We start from the raw sequence: 17651 nt of genomic DNA, 5'->3' as shown, positions 1-17651 counted from the left end.
GACCCTCATGGGCGACGTGCTGGACATGACCGAGGTGACCGTCCGTCGGGGGTCGACGGTGATCCTGGACAAGGTGTCCTGGTCGGTCGAGGAGGGCGAGCGCTGGGTCGTCCTGGGGCCCAACGGGGCCGGCAAGACGACGCTCATGCAGCTGGCGGCGGCGCGCATGCACCCGACGTCGGGCACCGTCGACGTGCTCGGCGAGCGGCTCGGCAAGGTCGACGTCTTCGAGCTGCGCCCGCGGATCGGGCTCGCCAGCGCCGCGCTGGCCGACCGCATCCCCGGGGGCGAGCGGGTGCTCGACGTCGTGCTGACCGCCTCCTACGGCGTCACCGGCCGCTGGCGCGAGGACTACGACCCGGTCGACGAGAGCCGGGCACGCGACCTGCTCGCCGCGTTCGGCGTGGAGCGGTTCGCCGAGCGGATGTTCGGCACCCTGTCGGAGGGGGAGCGCAAGCGCGTCCAGATCGCGCGGGCGCTCATGACCGACCCCGAGCTGCTGATCCTCGACGAGCCGGCCGCCGGCCTCGACCTCGGCGGTCGCGAGGAGCTGGTCGCCGCGCTGTCGGAGCTCGCGAACTACCCCAAGGCCCCGGTGCTGGTGCTGATCACGCATCACGTCGAGGAGGTGCCGCCGGGCTTCACGGACGCGCTGCTGCTGCGTGAGGGGCAGGTGGTGGCCGCCGGCGAGCTCGAGCGGGTGATGACCCCGCAGAACCTCTCGGCGACGTTCGGGCTCGACCTCATCGTGTCCCGTCAGCAGGGTCGATACGCCGCTCGCGCGCACGCCCGGAGACTTTAGAGAGTCTTTACAGCCCTGCGACCATTACACTGGTGTCGACGACGACGAGGTGAAGGAGGGTCCCATGGGCTGGTTGTGGTGGCTGGGGCTGGCGCTCGTGCTCGGCGTCATCGAGCTGCTGACGGTCGACCTGACCTTCCTCATGCTCGCGGGCGGCGCGGCCGCCGGTGGCCTCGCGGGTGCGCTCGGCGCGCCCTTCTGGCTGCAGATCGTCATCGGGGTGGTCGTGGCGGTGCTGCTGCTGGTGCTGGTGCGCCCGATGGCGGTCGACAAGCTCAAGCGGAGCACGCCCGAGGCCGTGACCAACGTCCGCGCGCACGTCGGTCGCCCCGCGACCGTCGTCGCCGACGTCACCGAGCGCGCGGGCCGCGTGAAGCTGGCCGGCGAGGTCTGGTCGGCGCGCACCGAGAGCCCGGGCGTGGTGCTCGCGACCGGGACCACCGTCGTCGTCACCAGGATCGAGGGCGCGACCGCCGTCGTCGCGCCGCAGACGCAGGAGACCCCGCAGCAGCCTTACGGCCAGCCCGGCCCCGGCTACTGAGACAGGCCGCCGGCCCCGAGCCGGCGGCGTGCCGCCGACCGCCTGACCACACCGACGGACCGACCGACCGCACGACGCACAGCTCAGGAGATCTCGCATGGAACCAGGCCAGGTCATCGGCCTTCTCGTCCTCATCCTCATCGCCATCTTCGCGGTCGTCGCGATCCGGCGGGCGGTCCGCATCGTGCCGCAGGCGGTGGCGCTCATCGTCGAGCGGCTGGGGCGCTACCAGACCACGCTCTACGCGGGTCTGCACTTCCTCATCCCGTTCATCGACCGGGTCCGGGCCGGCGTCGACCTCCGTGAGCAGGTCGTCTCGTTCGCGCCGCAGCCGGTGATCACCTCCGACAACCTCGTGGTGAGCATCGACACCGTCATCTACTTCCAGGTGACCGACCCGAAGGCCGCGACGTACGAGATCGCGAACTACATCACCGGTATCGAGCAGCTGACGGTCACCACGCTCCGTAACGTCATCGGGTCGATGGACCTGGAGCAGACGCTGACCAGCCGCGACCAGATCAACGGCCAGCTGCGCGGCGTCCTCGACGAGGCGACCGGGCGCTGGGGCATCCGCGTCAACCGTGTCGAGCTCAAGGCGATCGACCCGCCCGCGAGCGTGCAGGGCTCGATGGAGCAGCAGATGCGCGCCGAGCGGGACCGCCGTGCGGCGATCCTCACGGCCGAGGGTGTCAAGCAGTCGCAGATCCTCACCGCCGAGGGTGAGAAGCAGTCGGCGATCCTGCGGGCCGAGGGCCAGGCGCAGGCCGCGATCCTCAAGGCGCAGGGTGAGTCGCGCGCCATCCTCCAGGTCTTCGACGCGATCCACCGTGGCGACGCCGACCCGAAGCTGCTGGCCTACCAGTACCTGCAGATGCTGCCGCAGATCGCGAACGGCTCGGCCTCGAAGCTGTGGGTCATCCCGACCGAGTTCACCGCGGCGCTCGGGTCGATCGCGGGAGCGTTCGGCGGCGAGGTGCCCTCGCCGGCCTTCTCGCCGTCGACCGGCGAGCGCGAGTCGACGGCGGAGCGGGTCGAGGGGCTCGACATCGACCTGCCGGAGACGGCGCTGCAGGACCCGGCCGAGGCGCTGCGCGAGGCGCGGGGCCAGGTCGACGAGGCGCAGGCCGAGGCCGGCAGCGCGGGCGACGCGTCGGGCATGCCGTTCTCGCGTGCGGCCGAGGCCGGGCAGCGGCCCGAGGGCCAGCCGACCCCGCCGCCGCCGGCGCAGCAGCCCTGGCAGGACCCCCAGCAGGGCTGAGCCCGTACCGCCCGGGCCCGCGGACCGACAGGTGGTCGCGGGCCCGCGCGGCTAGAGTGAGGCCGTGCGGATCGCGGTCGTCGCCGAGTCGTTCCTGCCGCAGGCCAACGGTGTCACCGTCACCCTGCTGCGGCTGCTCGACTTCCTCGCCGAGCGCGGCGACGAGGTGCTGGTGCTCGCACCGGCGCCGGGGCGCCGCACGAGCGCGGTCGACTCCTACGCCGGCGCCGAGGTGCGGCGCTTCCGCGCGGTGCCGCTGCCCGGGTACGCCGAGATGCGGCTGTCGACCCCGCGGGTGCGCACCCTCGAGGAGCACCTGCGCTACTTCTCGCCCGACGTCGTGCACCTGGCGGCCCCGTTCGTGCTCGGCTGGCAGGCCATCGGCGCCGCGCAGACGCTGGGGCTGCCGAGCGTCGCCGTCTACCAGACCGAGGCGCCCACCTACGCGCGCCGGTACAAGGTCAAGCAGCTCGAGCCGCTGCTGTGGAAGCGCGTGACCGACATCCACCGCCGCGCCACGCTGTCGCTCGCGCCGAGCACGTACGCCTGTCGCCAGCTGATCGACCGCGGCGTGCACCGGGTGGCGGTGTGGCCGCACGGCGTCGACCGGGACGCCTTCTCGCCGTGCCACCGCGACGAGGCGCTGCGCATGACGGTGGCCGGGCCCGACGAGGTGCTGGTGGGCTACGTCGGCCGGCTGGCGCGCGAGAAGCAGGTCGAGGACCTGGCGGGGCTGCAGTCGCTGCCGGGGGTGCGGCTGATCGTCGCGGGCGACGGGCCCCGGCGCGAGCACATCGCGAAGGCGCTGCCGAGGGCGACCTTCACCGGGCACCTCGCCGGCAGCGACCTCACCCGGCTGCTCGCGAGCCTCGACGTGTTCGTCCACACCGGCGAGATGGACACGTTCGCCCAGACGATCCAGGAGGCCAAGGCCAGCGGCGTGCCGGTGGTCGCCCCCGCGCGCGGCGGCCCGATCGACCTCGTGGAGCACGGCGTCACCGGCTTCCTCTACGCGCCGGGCGACCTGCAGGCGATGCGCCGTCACGTCGCGCAGCTCGTCGAGGACGCGGGGCTGCGCCGCCAGATGGGCGACGCCGCGCGCGCCTCGACCGAGGGCTGCACCTGGGACGCCGTCAACGAGCAGATCACCATGCACTACCGCAACGCGATCGAGTTCGCGGCGGGCGACGTCGTCGCGGGCACCCTCGCGCCGCGACGCCGGCTGCTGACGCGCTGAGGCGGTGCGTCGCAGCGGCTACCGTGACCCGGTGCCCCTGGTGACGCTGACCGACCCCGACGACCCCGCCGTCGCCGACTACACGAGGCTGACCGACGTCGCGCTGCGGTCGCGGCACGAGCCCAGCAAGGGCCTCTACATCGCGGAGTCCTCGACCGTGATCCGGCGGGCGGTCGCGGCCGGGCACCGCCCGCGGTCGTTCCTCATGGCGCCGCGGTGGCTGGAGAGCATGGCCGACGTGCTGCTCGAGGTCGGGGCGGGGGAGCACGGCGACGTGCCGGTCTACGTGGCCGACGAGGAGGTGCTCGAGCGCCTCACGGGCTTCCACCTGCACCGTGGTGCGCTCGCGGCCATGCACCGGCCGCCGCTGGCGCCGGTGGCCGACCTCGTCGCGGGAGCGCGCCGGGTCGCGATCCTCGAGGACGTCGTCGACCACACCAACGTGGGAGCCGCCTTCCGCAGCGCGGCCGCGCTCGGCGTCGACGCGGTGCTGGTGACGCCGCGCTGCGCCGACCCCCTCTACCGGCGCAGCGTGCGGGTGTCGATGGGCACGGTGTTCCAGGTGCCCTGGACCCGCATCGACCCCTGGCCCGGCGGCGTCGAGACGCTCCGGGACGCCGGCTTCACGGTCGCGGCGCTCGCCCTCGCCGACCACGCCGTCACGCTCGACGACGTCGCCGCCGACCCGCCGGAGCGGCTCGCCTGGGTCCTCGGCACCGAGGGCGACGGCCTCACCCGTGGCGCGGTCGAGGCGGCCGACCTCGTGGTGCGGATCCCGATGGCCGGCGGCGTCGACTCGCTCAACGTCGCCGCTGCGGCCGCGGTCGCGTTCTGGGCGACGCGCTGATCACGGCGTTCGGCACCTGAGCCGTCGGTGCCGCCCGCTAGCGTGAGCGCGTGACCTCACCTGCGCCGCAGCGGTTGATGCTGCTCGACACCGCGAGCCTGTACTTCCGAGCGTTCTTCGGCGTCCCGGACTCGATCACGGCACCCGACGGCACACCCGTGAACGCGGTGCGCGGGCTGCTCGACTTCATCGCCCGGCTCACCGGGGAGTACCGGCCGACGCACCTGGTGTGCTGCTGGGACGACGACTGGCGCCCGCAGTGGCGGGTCGACCTGCTGCCCTCCTACAAGGCGCACCGCGTCGAGGAGGTCGTGCCGGGCGCGCCCGACGTCGAGGAGGTGCCCGACCCGCTCGAGGTCCAGATCCCGGTGATCCGCGCGCTCCTCGAGGCCCTCGGCATCGCGGTCGTCGGCGCGCCCGCCGCGGAGGCCGACGACGTCATCGGGACCCTCGCGACCGACGCCGGGATGCCGGTCGACGTCGTCACCGGCGACCGCGACCTGTTCCAGCTCGTCGACGACGACCTCGAGATCCGGGTGCTCTACACCGCGCGCGGGGTGGGCAAGCACGAGCAGGTGACCGACGCCGTCGTCCGTACCAAGTACGGGGTCGCAGGCAGCCAGTACGCCGACTTCGCGACGCTGCGCGGCGACGCCTCCGACGGCCTGCCGGGCGTCGCCGGCGTGGGCGAGAAGACCGCGGCGTCGCTGCTGACCTCCTACGGCGACCTGGCCGGGATCCGGGCGGCCGCGGCCGATCCCACGGTGCCGATGGCGGCCGGCCTGCGCGCCAAGATCAAGGCGGCCGCCGACTACCTCGACGTCGCGCCGCGGGTGGTCGCGGTGCGCCGCGACCTCGACCTCGGCGTCACGACGACCGACCTCGTCGTGCCCGGTGGCGACGACGAGCACCCGCTGCCGCGCGCCCCCGAGTCGCTCGTGGAGCTGGTGGACCGCTGGGGCCTGGACAGCTCGGTGCGGCGCGTGCTGGAGGCGCTCACGCGGTGAAGGTCGATCTCAAGAAGGAGCTCGCGGGGTACACCGCGAGGCGCGGCGAGCTCGCGCTGGTCGACATCCCGCCGCGCCGCTACCTCGCGCTCGACGGCCACGGCGACCCCAACACCTCGCAGGCCTACGCCGACGCGCTGGCCTCGATCTACCCCCTCGCCTACACGCTGAAGCTCCTGAGCAGGCGCGAGCTCGACCGCGACTACGTCGTCGGGCCGCTCGAGGCGCTGTGGTGGGCCGAGGACCTGGCGACGTTCACCACGGCGCGCGACAAGACGCAGTGGGACTGGACCGTCATGCTCGTCGTCCCCGACTGGCTCGACGCGGCGCACGTCGAGGCGGCCCGGGAGGCCGCCGCCGGGAAGGACGCGCCGCTGCTCGACCAGGTGCGGCTCGAGGAGCTCGACGAGGGGCTGTGCGTGCAGACCCTGCACATCGGTCCCTACGACGAGGAGGGTCCGGTGCTGGCGGAGATCCACGAGCGGTTCGTGCCGTCGCAGGGGCTGCGCCTGCGCGGCCGGCACCACGAGATCTACCTCAGCGACGCGCGTCGCACCGCGCCCGAGAAGCTGCGCACGATCCTGCGGCAGCCGGTCGAGCGGGTCTAGCGCTCAGCGCCCCAGGCCCTCGACCACCTCGGCGTCGGTGAGCAGCACGAGGGCCGACCCCGGCAGCACGAGCTTCGAGCCGCGGGTGCCGGACCCGATGATCACGTGCTCGGCGTCGACCAGGCTCGCGTCGACCATCACCCGGTACCGCGCCGGCAGCCCGATCGGCGTGATGCCGCCGTAGGCCATGCCGGAGTCGGCGACCGCGGTCTCCATCGGCAGGAACGACGCCTTGCGGACGTCGAGCCGCTTGCGCACCGTCGTGTTGACGTCGGCGCGCGTCGTCGCCCGCACGACGCACGCGGCCACGCGTTCCTCGCCGGCCCGGCTGCCCGCGACGAGCACGCAGTTGCCGGAGATCTCCAGCGGCAGCTCGTAGGCCTCGGTCATCGCGGCGGTGTCGGCGAGGTCGGGGTCGATCGGCGTCGCGAGGACGGCGTGGGCCGCCTGCGCGTGCTCACCACCCTGCTCGACGGCGTCGCGCAGCCGGGCGACGACGGGCGTGGCCAGCAGGTCGACGTGGTCGAGCGCGGGGCTCCAGTCGAGGGTTCCGAGTCGCATGGTCGCCACGGTAGGGCACCCGCGAGGGGTGCCCAGCGCCGTCAGCCGTAGGCCAGGTAGCGACCCTGCTTGCCGGGCTCCTCGATCGCGAACTGCGGCGCCAGGCCGGCGTCGGCGAGCAGCGCCACCTGCTGGGCCAGGTCCTCGTGGGTGACGTGGACGACGCGGCGCAGGCCCCACGCCATCGCGAACCACGTCCGCAGGTGCTCGAGCAGCGTCCGGTCGGTGCCGCGCTCCTGCTCCGAGGCGCGCACCCACAGGTAGACGGCCGCCTCGACGTCGTCCCAGCGGTGCTCGGCGAGCGGCGTGATCGTCGAGAGCGCGAGGAACCGCGCGTCGCGGGGCATCACGTACACGCAGCCCAGGCAGCGGGTCCCGGTGGGGTCGAGCACCGTGTAGGTGTAGGCGACGCCGTCGGCGTGCCGCTGCTCGAGCGTGGCCAGGTCGGCGCGGTTGTCCTCGACCGAGAAGTCGTCCGCGGGCCAGCCGGTCTGCTCCCAGACCCGTAGGAAGTCGCGGGTCTCCATGAGCGCGTCGTGGTCGATCTCGGCGTCGGCGTCGGCGATCGGGCGCAGCAGCAGGGTGTCGGCGACCAGCCGTGCGGGCGGCGGGGCGGCCTGGGTCGGGAACGGCATGCGACCACCCTCGCACGCGGTGCGCCCGCGGCGGCACGGGATACACCGGATATCAGGGCAGCAGCACGACACCGGTCGCGACGAGCCCGACCACCTTGACGACCTCGACGACGACGTAGGCCACATGGGCGTGGGAGCGCCGGTCGGTCGGGCCGCCGGCGAGGACGGCATCGGTGCGCCGGGTCAGCCGGGGGCGGATCGCGACCAGCTGCACGAGCAGGGCCAGCACCGCGACGGCAGCGCCGACCTCGCCCGGGGCGGGGCCGAGCAGCACGCAGACGACCAGCGCGACGGCGAGCACCGTCTCGACGGCGTTGAGCGCCCGGAACACCAGCCGCCCGATGCCGAGACCGAGCGGCAGCGTGATGCCAGGGGCGCGGAACTTCAGCGGTGCCTCGAGGAACGAGATCGCCAGCACCATGCCCAGCCACAGCCACGTCGCCGCGGTGGCGACCGGGGTCGCTGCGGGGAAGGTCGACAGGATCGGCACGGTCATGAAGCGCACCGTAACGGCGTCCCCGACGGCGTCGTCGGGACCTTCGCCCTGGCTCCCGAGGCGAACCGGGGCAGCGGCGCCGGTGAGGGCGGGCCGCGTTGACAGCGTCGGTGCCGCGGAGTTCAATAGAACATCCGTTCGAGGACGGTCCGAGCGGCAGGGGACAGCGACAGGGGACGTCGTGTCGGTGGTCGCTCCTAGCGTCACCGGCAGCGGAGCAGGGAGGTGGTGGACGTGCGGGAGGAGAGCCGGGCAGCGCGACTGGCGGCGGCCCAGCGCGCTCTGGCCACCGCCGAGGCGAGCGCGGGTCTGCGGCAGCGCCTCACGGGGGTCACCACGCTGACCGCCTCGGGCTCTGGCCGTGTCGCGGCGTCCGGCGAGGGCGACGGGGGCGAGGTGGGGGCGGAGGCGACGCCGTCGACCGCCGTCCCCGCAGAGCTGCTGCTGCCGGTGCCGCCCGGGCTGGAGCGGCTGTTCCCCGCGGGCGGGCTGCGCCGCGGCACCGCGGTGCAGGTCTCGGGCTCCACTTCGCTGCTGCTCGCGCTGGCCGCGGCGGCCGCGGGGGGCCGTGAGCAGGACACCTGGTGCGCGGTGGTGGCGATGCCGGACGTCGGGCTGGCCGCCGCGGCCGAGGCCGGGCTCGACCTGGAGCGCACCGTGGTGGTGCCGAGCCCGGGTCCCGGGGCGGCGGCGGTGCTGGGTGCCGTCGTCGACGGGTTCGATGTCGTGGTGCTCGGCCGGTGCGCCGCCCTGAGCGTGGCCGACCGCCGCACCGCCACCTCCCGGCTGCGCACGCGCGAGGCCGTGCTGCTCACCTGCGACACCTGGCCGGGGGCGCAGGTGGTGCTGGAGGTCGGCGAGCGGTCGTGGTTCGGGGTCGGGGCGGGGCACGGCGTGCTCACCGGCCGCGAGATGACCGTCACCTCCTACGCGCGCGGGCTCGCGACCCAGCGCAGCGCACGGGTCAGGATGGTGGCGGGCGGCGGTGTGGTGCCGGCCCCGGCCGAGCGGCCGGCGCCCGCTGTGCCCGGCGGGGCCGTCGAGCCCGCGGAGGACGCGGGCCTCGAGGTCGACTGGGCGAGGGCGGGCTGATGAGCGCCGTCACCTCGATGCCGCCCGTGGCGCCGCAGGAGCGGGGGCGGACGGCGGAGCAGGCCACCCGGCTGGCGGTGCTCTGGGTGCCGGACTGGCCGGTCGTGGCCGCGGTGTCCGAGGGGCTCGCCGAGGCGCACCTGCCGGTCGCGCTCCACGACGGCCGCGGGCTGGTCGCGGTCTCGGCGCAGGCGCGGGCGGAGGGCGTGCGCCGCGGCATGCGGCGTCGCACCGCGCAGGGCGTGTGCCCCGAGCTCGTGCTGGTCGCGGCCGACGAGGGGCGCGACGTGCGGGCGTTCGAGCCGGTGATGCAGGCGCTGGAGGAGGTCGCCCCGGACGTGCTGCTGCTGCGGCCCGGGGTGGCCGTGCTGCCGGCGCGGGGCCCGGTGCGCTACCTGGGCTCGGAGGCGGCGCTGGCGGAGTCGCTGGTGGGCGCGGCCGCCGAGGTGGGCGCGGAGGCACAGGTCGGCCTCGCCGACGGCGTGCTGGCGGCGATGCTGGCGGCCCGCGAGCAGGTGCACGTGCCACCGGGGCGCTCGGCGGAGTTTCTCGCGCGCCGCGACGTGCGCGACCTCGTGCACGTGACGACGACGCGCGACTCGCGCGCCCGGCTCGTGGAGCTGGTCGACCTGTTCCGCCGGCTCGGGCTCGCCACCCTGGGCGACGTGGCCCGGCTGCGCCCGGCGCACGTGGGGCCGCGATTCGGTGCGCTGGGGCTGCAGGCGCACCGGCTGGCGCAGGGGTTGGACGCGCAGCCGCCGCAGGTGCGGCGTGCCGAGCCCGACATCACGGTGCAGGCCGATCTCGACCCGCCCGCCCACCGCGTCGACGCGGCCGCGTTCGCGGCCCGCCGGCTGGCGGAGGAGCTGCAGACGTCGATGCTGCGTCGGGGTGTCGTGTGCGCCCGGCTGCGGGTGCACGCTCGCACCGAGGACGGCGGCTCGCTCGAGCGCAGCTGGCGCCTCGACGGCGGTGCGCTGACCGCGGCCGAGCTCACCGACCGGGTGCGCTGGCAGCTGGAGGGGTGGCTGTCCGGGCGCAACGGGCAGCGGCCGAGCGCCCCGCTGACCTTCCTCGAGCTGGCGGCCGAGGAGGTCAGCCCGGCCGCAGCGGTCTCCGACGGGCTGTGGGGCCGGCACGGCCGGGGTCAGGCGCAGGCGGGTCGTGCGGCGCTGCGGGTGCAGGGACTCATCGGCGCCGACGCCGTGCTCGCGCCCGTGCTGCAGGGCGGCCGCTCGCCTCGCGACCGGGTGCGGCTGGTGGCCTGGGGTGACGAGCCCGTCGCGCTGCGCGACCCCCGGGCCCCGTGGCCCGGTCAGATCCCCTCGCCGCTGCCGGCCACCGTGCCCGCGACGCCGGTGCCGGCCCGCGTGCTCGACGACGACGGCACGCCGGTCGTGGTCGCCGATCGCGGCGTGCTGCACGGCATGCCCGCCCGCGTCGAGGTGCACCGACGCCGCTACGAGGTCACCGGGTGGGCCGGGCCGTGGCCGGTGCACGAGCGGTGGTGGGCGGGAGGCCGTCCGCGTACCTACGTGCAGGTCGTGTGCGGCGAGATCGCGCTGCTCCTCGCCGGCGAGGGGGACTCGTGGTGGGTGGAGGGCGTCTACGACTGAGCGAGCAGCTCCCGCGCCAGCGCGGCCGCGCCGTCGAGACGGGTGCGCTCGGCCGCCGTCTGGTAGCGGTCCGCACGACGGCGGGCGACCGCCTCCTCGAGGTGGTCGGCCAGCGACGCGGCGTCGGTCGCGGCGAGGAAGGCGGCGAGCAGCGCCCGCAGCCGAGCGGCCAGGTCGGCAGCGTCGTGGCCGAGAGGTGAGCGGGCGACGTCGGGGTGCTCGAGGAGGATCGTGGGGGAGCCGGCGACCTGGGCGAGGATCACGGCCGTGGTCGCGAGGTCGAGACCGGCCGGGCCCGGGCGAGCGTTGGACCAGTCGATGACCACGGGTCCGTGGGGGGCCATGAGGACGTTGAACGGGTGCAGGTCGAGGTGCAGCAACGGCTGACCGCCCGGCCAGACCAGGCCGTGCAGGCGTGCGTGCAGGTCCGCCAGCACGGACCCCGCGGCCACCGGGTCGAGACGGCCGCCGAGCAGCGCCGTCGCCATCGGCTCCCCATCGACCCGCTCCATGACGAGATCGGCCCCGTCCGCCGCGACCACCGCGGGCACCGGGAACCCGAGCCCGGCGAGATCGCGCTGGAGGGCGGCCTCCGCCTCGGCCGAGCGGCCGTCGCGGTACCGCCGCAGCACGTGGTCGGGTCCGTGCCGGTAGACGTCCGCGTCCCGCCCGCCGGCCACCAGCTCCATGGCTCGACGCTACAGCGAGACCAGGATTCCGCACTGGAATACCCCTAGGGGGTATACGGTTGACCCGGGGTGCCACACCGACAGGCGGCGAGAGAGGCGGCGACGTGAGCGAGCCCGCGACCCACGAGCACGACGAGCACGCGCGACACGGCCACGATCACGACCACGAGGCCACCGGCCAAGTCGCGGAGGACGGGCAGCGCGCAGGCGCTGACGCAGCCCACGCAGCGCACGCCGCCCAGGCCGACGGGGCAGACCAGGCAGACCGGGCCCACGAGCCTCACCACGGGCCGCAGACCGGTGACGACCACGCCGCTCATGGCGACCACGGGCCGCAGGTCGACCCCGAGCACGATGCTCACGCCGCGCACGCGTCGCAGGGGCCTCAAGACCACCGTGGGCACCCCGGCCACGGGCCACAGGGTGCGCACGAGCCCGGGCACGGGTCGGAGGAGAGCCACGCGCACACCGGCCACGCGGACGACTCGTCGCACCCGGACCACGCGGACCACGGCGGCCACGCGGGCCACGACCACGCGGATCATCCTGACCACGGGGACCACGGCGGCCACGCGGGCCACGACCACGCCGGTCACGGCGGTGTCGAGCGGTTCCGGCGGCTGTTCTGGATCATGCTCGTGCTCGCGGTGCCCGTGGTCGCGCTGTCGCCGATGTTCGCAGCGGTGATCGGCTACACGGTGCCCGAGGGCACCACCTGGGTGCCGCGCGTGCTCGGCACGGTCGTGTACGCCTGGGGCGGTGCCCCGTTCCTCACCGGTGCGGTGTCCGAGCTGCGGTCCCGCAAGCCCGGGATGATGCTGCTGATCGGTCTCGCGATCACGGTCGCGTTCGTCGCGTCGTGGGGAGCCGGCCTCGGGCTGCTCGCCGAGCAGCTCGAGTTCTGGTGGGAGCTGGCGCTGCTCGTCGTCATCATGCTGCTCGGCCACTGGCTGGAGATGCGGTCGCTGGAGCAGACGACCTCGGCGCTCGACTCGCTGGCGGCCCTGCTGCCCGACGAGGCCGAGCGCGTCGAGCGCGAGGAGACCGTCACGGTGGCGCCCGGCGACCTCGTCGTGGGGGACGTCGTCGTGGTGCGGCCGGGTGGACGTGTTCCCGCCGACGGCCGGGTCGTGCAGGGCGGCGCGCACGTCGACGAGTCGATGCTCACGGGCGAGTCGAAGCCGGTGCGCAGACAGGTCGGGGACCAGGTCGTCGCCGGCACCGTCGCCACCGACTCGGGGCTGCGCGTCGAGGTGACCGCGGTGGGTGGTGACACCGCGCTGGCCGGGATCCAGCGGCTCGTCGCCGAGGCGCAGGCGTCGTCCTCGCGCGCGCAGCGGCTGGCCGACCGCGCGGCGGCGCTGCTCTTCTGGTTCGCGCTGGGCGCGGCCGCGATCACCGCCGTCGTGTGGTCGGTGGTGGGTGCACCGGAGCAGGCCGTGGTCCGGACCGTCACCGTCCTGGTGATCGCCTGCCCCCACGCCCTCGGCCTCGCGATCCCGCTCGTCGTGTCGATCGCGACCGAGCGTGCGGCCCGCGGCGGCGTCCTCGTCAAGGACCGGCTCGCGCTCGAGAGCATGCGCACGGTCGACACCGTGCTCTTCGACAAGACCGGCACGCTCACCAAGGGCGCCCCGGCGGTCACCGCGGTCGAGCCCGCCGAGGGCCAGGACGCCGACACGGTGCTCGCTCTCGCGGCGGCCGCGGAGGCCGACTCCGAGCACCCGCTCGCCGCGGCGATCGTGCGCACCGCCCGTGAGCGCGGTCTCACGGTCGAGCCCGCGCAGGGGTTCGACTCCGCGCCCGGCCTCGGCGTCCGGGCACGGGTGGGGGAGCGCACCGTGCAGGTCGGCGGGCCGCGCCTGCTGGAGCAGGTGGGGGTCGCCGCGCTCACCGCGACCGAGCCCTGGCGCGCCGAGGGTGCGACCGTGCTGCACGTCCTCGTCGACGGCGCGGTCGTCGGTGCGCTGCGACTGGCCGACGAGATCCGCCCCGAGTCCCGGGCCGCCGTCGCGGCGCTGGCCGGGCGTGGCGTCCAGGTCGTCATGATCACCGGCGACGCCGAGTCGGTGGCGGCCTCGGTCGCGGGCGAGCTCGGCATCGATCGGTACTTCGCCGGCGTCCGGCCCGAGGACAAGGCCGCGAGCGTCGCCGAGCTGCAGCGGGAGGGCCGCCGGGTCGCGATGGTCGGTGACGGCGTCAACGACGCCCCGGCGCTCGCGCAGGCCGACGTCGGGATCGCGATCGGCGCGGGCACCGACGTCGCGATCGGCTCCGCAGGCGTCATCCTGGCCAGCGACGACCCGCGATCGGTGCTCTCCGTCGTCGACCTCTCGCGGGCGTCCTACCGGAAGATGAAGCAGAACCTGTGGTGGGCCGCCGGGTACAACCTCGCCGCGGTCCCGCTCGCCGCCGGCGTGCTCGCCCCGGTCGGGTTCGTCATGCCGATGTCGGCCGGCGCGGTCCTCATGTCGTTGTCGACGATCGTCGTCGCGCTCAACGCGCAGCTCCTGCGTCGGCTGGACCTGCGTCCGGACGCGACGACTCCCTGATCCCGAGGCGGTGGGCGACCTCCGGGCCGCCCACCGCCCGGATCACCTCCGGGTCGCCGACGACGACCAGCACGTCGGTCGCTCGGGACATCCCGACGTAGAGGCGCTCCCGGGCGCGTTCGCGCGCGCCGTCGTCGTTGACGCACAGCACGACGACGCGGCGCTCCAGGCCCTTGCAGCCCAGCACGTGGCCGTAGAAGACGTCATCGGTCTCCCAGAACGTGCGCCAGTAGGCCTCCTGGTCGTCGCCCGCCGCGCGCTCGACCTGGACCGGGTGCCGCTTGCCCGTCGTCAGCAGGCACACGTGCTGCTGCGGCCAGCCCTCGTCGAGCAGTCGCTCGACGGCGTCGTCGGCGGCCTCGAGGGCGTCGTCGATCGCGGCGGGCACGAACCGCACGTCCGGGCCGTCGCTGCCGCGGGGTCGCATCCGTGACGGCGCCAGCGGTGCGAACGCGTCGAGGATCTGCCGCGTGTTGCGCAGGTTGTGGTCGAGGACGAGCGGGACCAGCGGCACCGGGGGCTCGCCGTACCGGGCGAACAGTCGCTGGTTCTCGTCGCTGTAGACGTACAGCCCGCTGGTCTGCTCGTCGCGCAGCGCGTTCAGCACGGGCTGCCACCACGAGTCGGCGAAGTCCTGCGCCTCGTCGACGATGATCGAGTCGTACCGCTGCGCGTCCGGGAGCTGCGCGGCCAGCCGCGCCATCTCGGCGGGCAGCCGCTCCTCCCAGAACGCGCTGTCGGTGCGGGAGCCGGTCGGCGCACCCCACTGCCTGCCGAAGTCGTGGAAGGTGCCGACGAACGCCGGCCGCTCCTTCCACCCCCACGTCGAGACCACGCGCGTGAGGTGCTCGGCGAGCCCGATCGAGTAGCACAGCAGCGCCACGCGCTCGCGCGAGCGGCCCGCGCCGCCGCGGCTGAGGTCCTTGGCCTGCTGCAGCGCCAGCACGGTCTTGCCGCTGCCGGCCCCGCCGCGCACCTCGACCCGGCGCAGCAGCCGCGTCGCGCCGAGCAGCACGGCCTGCTCCATCGTCAGCTGGTCGGCGACCGCAGCGCGCTCGTCGGACTCCGCGAGCCGGTCGACCGCCATCCCGCGGGGTCGCGTGAGGATCTCCACGACCAACTCCAGGTCGCCCTCGTGCGGGCGCCGGGCGTCGGCGTGCTCGGTGCGGTCGAGCTGCTCGGCGAGCCGCTGCGCCAGGGACCGCTGGTCGTCCTTGTCGTGCAGCATCCAGCGCGGCAGGTCCGGCAGCGCGAAGTCCGGCCCGAACCGTGTGAACGGCGTGACGACGGCGTGCGCCCAGCGGATCCGCTCCCGGCCGCCCCACCGCGCGTCGTGCTCGACGAGGTTGCGCAGCGCGTACATCGCGGTGCGGGCCTGGTCGACCGGGTCGGCGCGCACCTGGTGCTGGGCACGCATGACGGTCCAGCCGTCCGGGCCCCACGCGACGCCGCTGCCTTTGACCTCGAGCACGACGGCGCCGCGCCCCGGCAGCAGCACGAGCGCGTCGATCTCGTGGTTCTTGTTGCGGTCGCTCAGCCGCAGGTTGCCGAGCAGGAACGCGCCGGACGGCAGCTGTGCGACCAGGTCCTGCCAGACCTGCCGCTCCGAGGCGTTCGAGAGCTTCGGCTCCGCGGGCCACACCCAGGGCCCGGCCGCGTCGTCGGCCGCGTCGTTCGTGTCCGTGCCCGTCACCCCTGCTCCTCCGGCTCGCGTGCGCCGAGGCTAGGGCCGAGCGCCGACATCGCGGGTCGGGTCGGCCACCTCGACCTCGGTGACCTCCCACGCCATCGCCGCCGCGACCGCCTCCACGGCGGGGGCGAGGTCGGCCTCGGTCGGCGCCGGTGCGTCCGGGAACGGCGTGACGACGAGGCGACGGCGCCGGCCGCTGCCCTCGGCCTGCCACCAGCCAGCGATGCGACCGGCGTGCAGCAGCGGTGGCCTGACCAGCCCGTTCTTCTGGTTCCACAGCGTGGCGTGCTGCTCCGGCGTCAGGAAGCGCCCCCGCCCCTTCGGGTCGTAGCCGCACATGAGAGCGTCGAACTCCGCCAGCAGGCGGGTACCGACGTCACGGACCGGGCGGGGCACGCCGTCGGCCACGTCCCAGTAGGTGAGGTCGTCCGGGCCGCCCCGAGCGGTGACTCTCTCGCCCAGCCGCGCCAGCGCGGCGTCGACCTCGCGCAGACCCAGGCCGGACCACCACGCCACGTCGTGCCGTGTCGCGGGGCCGTGGCTGCGCAGGTGGAGCAGCACGACGGCGTCCATCGCGTCCTCGTGGCTGGACGCCCGCAGGGCGGCGAGCCGCGCGGCGTCGGGGTGACCGACGTCGTCGAGCGCCGCCGCGACGGAGCGGTAGGCAGCCTTGCCCTGACCCTCCCAGCCGCCGCTGAGCGGCCGTCGGACGAGGCCGCCGTGGCCGAAGGCGAGGTAGCGGCCCAGCGGCTGCCCGAGCCGGTCGGTCGGCTGCACGCCGTGCTCGAGGAGCCAGCCGCGCAGGTGCTCGGCGAGCTCGTCGACGGAGCGCCAGGACGGTGTGGCGAACGCCTCGATGCCCGTCCAGACGTCCTCGACGGGCACGCCGTCGAGCTCGAGGACGCGCGTCCAGTGCGCGCGCTGGCCCACCCGGGTGGTGCGGTCCAACCACACGTGCTGCTCGGGTGTCGCGGTGTGCACCGTGCCGCGCAGGGTGCTGCCGCGCACGAGCGCGTGCGGCTCGAAGGCCTCGGAGATCGTGGCGTGGGTGACCCCGGGCAGCCGTGCCGCCAGCCCCAGGAACGTCGATCGCGCCGTCTGCGTCTGCATCGGCCCGACGGCGCGGAACGTCTCGACGACGGCGTCGACGCCACGACCGCGCACGCGCGGCAGCTGTCGCGCCAGGGTCAGCCGCCGCAGCTGGTCGAGCGTGTAGGGCCGTGCCGTCACGTCAGTCCCACGAGCAGCGCGATGACGAGGCCGATGATGACGGTGTTGAAGCCGAACGCGAGCACGCCCTGGCTGACGACCGCCCGGCGGCCGCGCGGGTGCATCACCTGCACGTCGGTGGTGCCGAACGTCGTCTGCACCGCCACCGCCATGTAGACGTAGTCGAGCAGCGTGGCCGGCGGCTCGCCGGGGAAGCGGTACACCTCGCCGGTCGTGTTCAGCCGGGCGTGGTGGACGGCGTAGGTGAGGGCCACGTCGACCCAGGCCAGCGCGACCATCGCGACCGCGAGCAGCGGCGCGACCGTCGTGGCGCGCAGCGTCGGCTGGAGCAGCATCGCGACGACCACGACCAGGGCGAACAGCGACATCGTCACCGACCACGACCAGGGCCCGGTGCCCATCAGCCACCGCACCAGCCGCTGCCGCCCGCCTCGCCCGCGCGCCCGCCACTGCGGGTCGACGGTGAGGGCGCGGTGCAGCGCGGCGCCGCGCAGACCGCGGAACGCCGCGATCGTGAGCAGCGCGTGCACGAGCGCGAACGCGGTCCAGGCCGTGACGCCCGTGAGCAGCGTGACGCCGTCGACGCTCGCCTCGGCCGCGCCCAGCACGTCCGAGGAGAGCAACCACCAGATCGCACCCGCGGCCAGCGGCAGGCACGCCAGCAGGGCAAGCGTCGAGCGGCGGTTGTCGGACAGCAGCCACATCGATCGGGGTACGGCGCCCGTGGTCGTCGTCACATCGACAGCGTAGGCGGAGCGGGTTTCGCCTTTAGGTGAGGTACGGCTAA

At 74.7% G+C, this 17651-nt stretch carries 18 protein-coding genes; 10 read left to right on the top strand and 8 right to left on the bottom strand.

Annotated features, from left to right (window positions below):
- Positions 1-7: 7 nt before the first annotated feature.
- From GPA02_RS01130 to GPA02_RS01100, 7 genes are all read left to right on the top strand, one after another.
- Positions 8-802, top strand: coding sequence for an ABC transporter ATP-binding protein (locus GPA02_RS01130; RefSeq protein ID WP_156197994.1), 795 nt, complete (start codon positions 8-10; stop codon positions 800-802).
- A gap of 64 nt (positions 803-866) precedes the next feature.
- Complete coding sequence (locus tag GPA02_RS01125) at positions 867-1343, top strand: NfeD family protein (RefSeq protein WP_156197993.1); 477 nt, start codon at positions 867-869, stop codon at positions 1341-1343.
- A 97-nt stretch (positions 1344-1440) separates the two neighbouring features.
- Complete coding sequence (locus GPA02_RS01120; RefSeq protein ID WP_156197992.1) at positions 1441-2604, top strand: SPFH domain-containing protein; 1164 nt, start codon at positions 1441-1443, stop codon at positions 2602-2604.
- A 64-nt stretch (positions 2605-2668) separates the two neighbouring features.
- Positions 2669-3841 carry a glycosyltransferase family 4 protein gene (locus GPA02_RS01115; RefSeq protein ID WP_156197991.1) on the top strand — a complete coding sequence of 391 codons (1173 nt, stop codon included), beginning with the start codon at positions 2669-2671 and terminating at the stop codon, positions 3839-3841.
- A 31-nt stretch (positions 3842-3872) separates the two neighbouring features.
- On the top strand, positions 3873-4688 hold the full coding sequence (locus GPA02_RS01110; protein WP_156197990.1) for a TrmH family RNA methyltransferase: 816 nt from the start codon (positions 3873-3875) through the stop codon (positions 4686-4688).
- Positions 4689-4765: 77 nt separating this feature from the next.
- On the top strand, positions 4766-5695 hold the full coding sequence (locus GPA02_RS01105; protein WP_156198143.1) for a 5'-3' exonuclease: 930 nt from the start codon (positions 4766-4768) through the stop codon (positions 5693-5695).
- Positions 5692-6303, top strand: a complete 612-nt coding sequence (locus GPA02_RS01100; protein WP_156197989.1) for a GyrI-like domain-containing protein — start codon at positions 5692-5694, stop codon at positions 6301-6303. Before GPA02_RS01105 ends, GPA02_RS01100 begins: the two co-directional genes overlap by 4 nt.
- Before the next feature lie 3 nt (positions 6304-6306).
- On the opposite strand, the gene GPA02_RS01095 is transcribed toward GPA02_RS01100, so the two are convergent.
- Genes GPA02_RS01095 through GPA02_RS01085 form a run of 3 tightly spaced genes read right to left on the bottom strand, consistent with a single transcriptional unit; the run spans position 6307 to position 7995 of the window.
- Positions 6307-6864 carry a YbaK/EbsC family protein gene (locus tag GPA02_RS01095; RefSeq protein ID WP_156197988.1) on the bottom strand — a complete coding sequence of 186 codons (558 nt, stop codon included), beginning with the start codon at positions 6862-6864 and terminating at the stop codon, positions 6307-6309.
- 41 nt (positions 6865-6905) lie between these two features.
- On the bottom strand, positions 6906-7499 hold the full coding sequence (locus GPA02_RS01090) for a GNAT family protein (protein WP_156197987.1): 594 nt from the start codon (positions 7497-7499) through the stop codon (positions 6906-6908).
- Between the two features lie 52 nt (positions 7500-7551).
- Positions 7552-7995 (bottom strand): hypothetical protein, encoded by a 444-nt coding sequence (locus GPA02_RS01085; RefSeq protein ID WP_156197986.1) that lies wholly within the window; start codon positions 7993-7995, stop codon positions 7552-7554.
- Between the two features lie 234 nt (positions 7996-8229).
- Here GPA02_RS01085 and GPA02_RS01080 point away from each other — a divergent pair, with 234 nt between their 5' ends.
- Together GPA02_RS01080 and GPA02_RS01075 are read left to right on the top strand one after the other, a co-directional pair.
- The gene (locus GPA02_RS01080; protein WP_156197985.1) at positions 8230-9087 is read left to right on the top strand and encodes a hypothetical protein; all 858 of its coding nucleotides are present in this window, start codon (positions 8230-8232) and stop codon (positions 9085-9087) included.
- Positions 9087-10703: a DNA polymerase Y family protein gene (locus GPA02_RS01075; RefSeq protein ID WP_240133805.1), complete on the top strand. Its 1617-nt coding sequence runs from the start codon at positions 9087-9089 to the stop codon at positions 10701-10703. Before GPA02_RS01080 ends, GPA02_RS01075 begins: the two co-directional genes overlap by 1 nt.
- Here GPA02_RS01075 and GPA02_RS01070 read toward each other — a convergent pair.
- A complete protein-coding gene (locus GPA02_RS01070) occupies positions 10694-11392 on the bottom strand; it encodes a phosphotransferase (protein WP_156197984.1) in 699 nt (232 codons plus the stop codon). The two genes, GPA02_RS01075 and GPA02_RS01070, sit on opposite strands and share 10 nt — an antisense overlap.
- Positions 11393-11436: 44 nt before the next feature.
- On the bottom strand, positions 11437-11988 hold the full coding sequence (locus GPA02_RS19185) for a hypothetical protein (RefSeq protein ID WP_156197983.1): 552 nt from the start codon (positions 11986-11988) through the stop codon (positions 11437-11439).
- Positions 11989-12024: 36 nt separating this feature from the next.
- Between GPA02_RS19185 and GPA02_RS01060 the strand changes: the two genes are divergently transcribed.
- Positions 12025-13944 (top strand): heavy metal translocating P-type ATPase, encoded by a 1920-nt coding sequence (locus GPA02_RS01060; RefSeq protein WP_156197982.1) that lies wholly within the window; start codon positions 12025-12027, stop codon positions 13942-13944.
- Here the strand turns inward: GPA02_RS01060 and GPA02_RS01055 are convergent.
- Genes GPA02_RS01055 through GPA02_RS01045 form a run of 3 tightly spaced genes read right to left on the bottom strand, consistent with a single transcriptional unit; the run spans position 13889 to position 17601 of the window.
- On the bottom strand, positions 13889-15637 hold the full coding sequence (locus GPA02_RS01055; RefSeq protein ID WP_240133804.1) for a nuclease-related domain-containing DEAD/DEAH box helicase: 1749 nt from the start codon (positions 15635-15637) through the stop codon (positions 13889-13891). The genes GPA02_RS01060 and GPA02_RS01055 overlap by 56 nt on opposite strands.
- 30 nt (positions 15638-15667) lie before the next feature.
- The gene (locus GPA02_RS01050; protein WP_156197981.1) at positions 15668-16864 is read right to left on the bottom strand and encodes a winged helix DNA-binding domain-containing protein; all 1197 of its coding nucleotides are present in this window, start codon (positions 16862-16864) and stop codon (positions 15668-15670) included.
- Positions 16861-17601 (bottom strand): DUF1345 domain-containing protein, encoded by a 741-nt coding sequence (locus tag GPA02_RS01045; RefSeq protein ID WP_156197980.1) that lies wholly within the window; start codon positions 17599-17601, stop codon positions 16861-16863. Before GPA02_RS01045 ends, GPA02_RS01050 begins: the two co-directional genes overlap by 4 nt.
- Between the last annotated feature and the right edge of the window lie 50 nt (positions 17602-17651).

The organism is Actinotalea caeni, assembly GCF_009733795.1.
GTDB classification, from domain to species: Bacteria; Actinomycetota; Actinomycetes; order Actinomycetales; family Beutenbergiaceae; genus Pseudactinotalea; species Pseudactinotalea caeni.
Note: the sequence above shows the minus strand (reverse complement) of the source record. Positions and strands in the feature narration are given on the sequence as shown.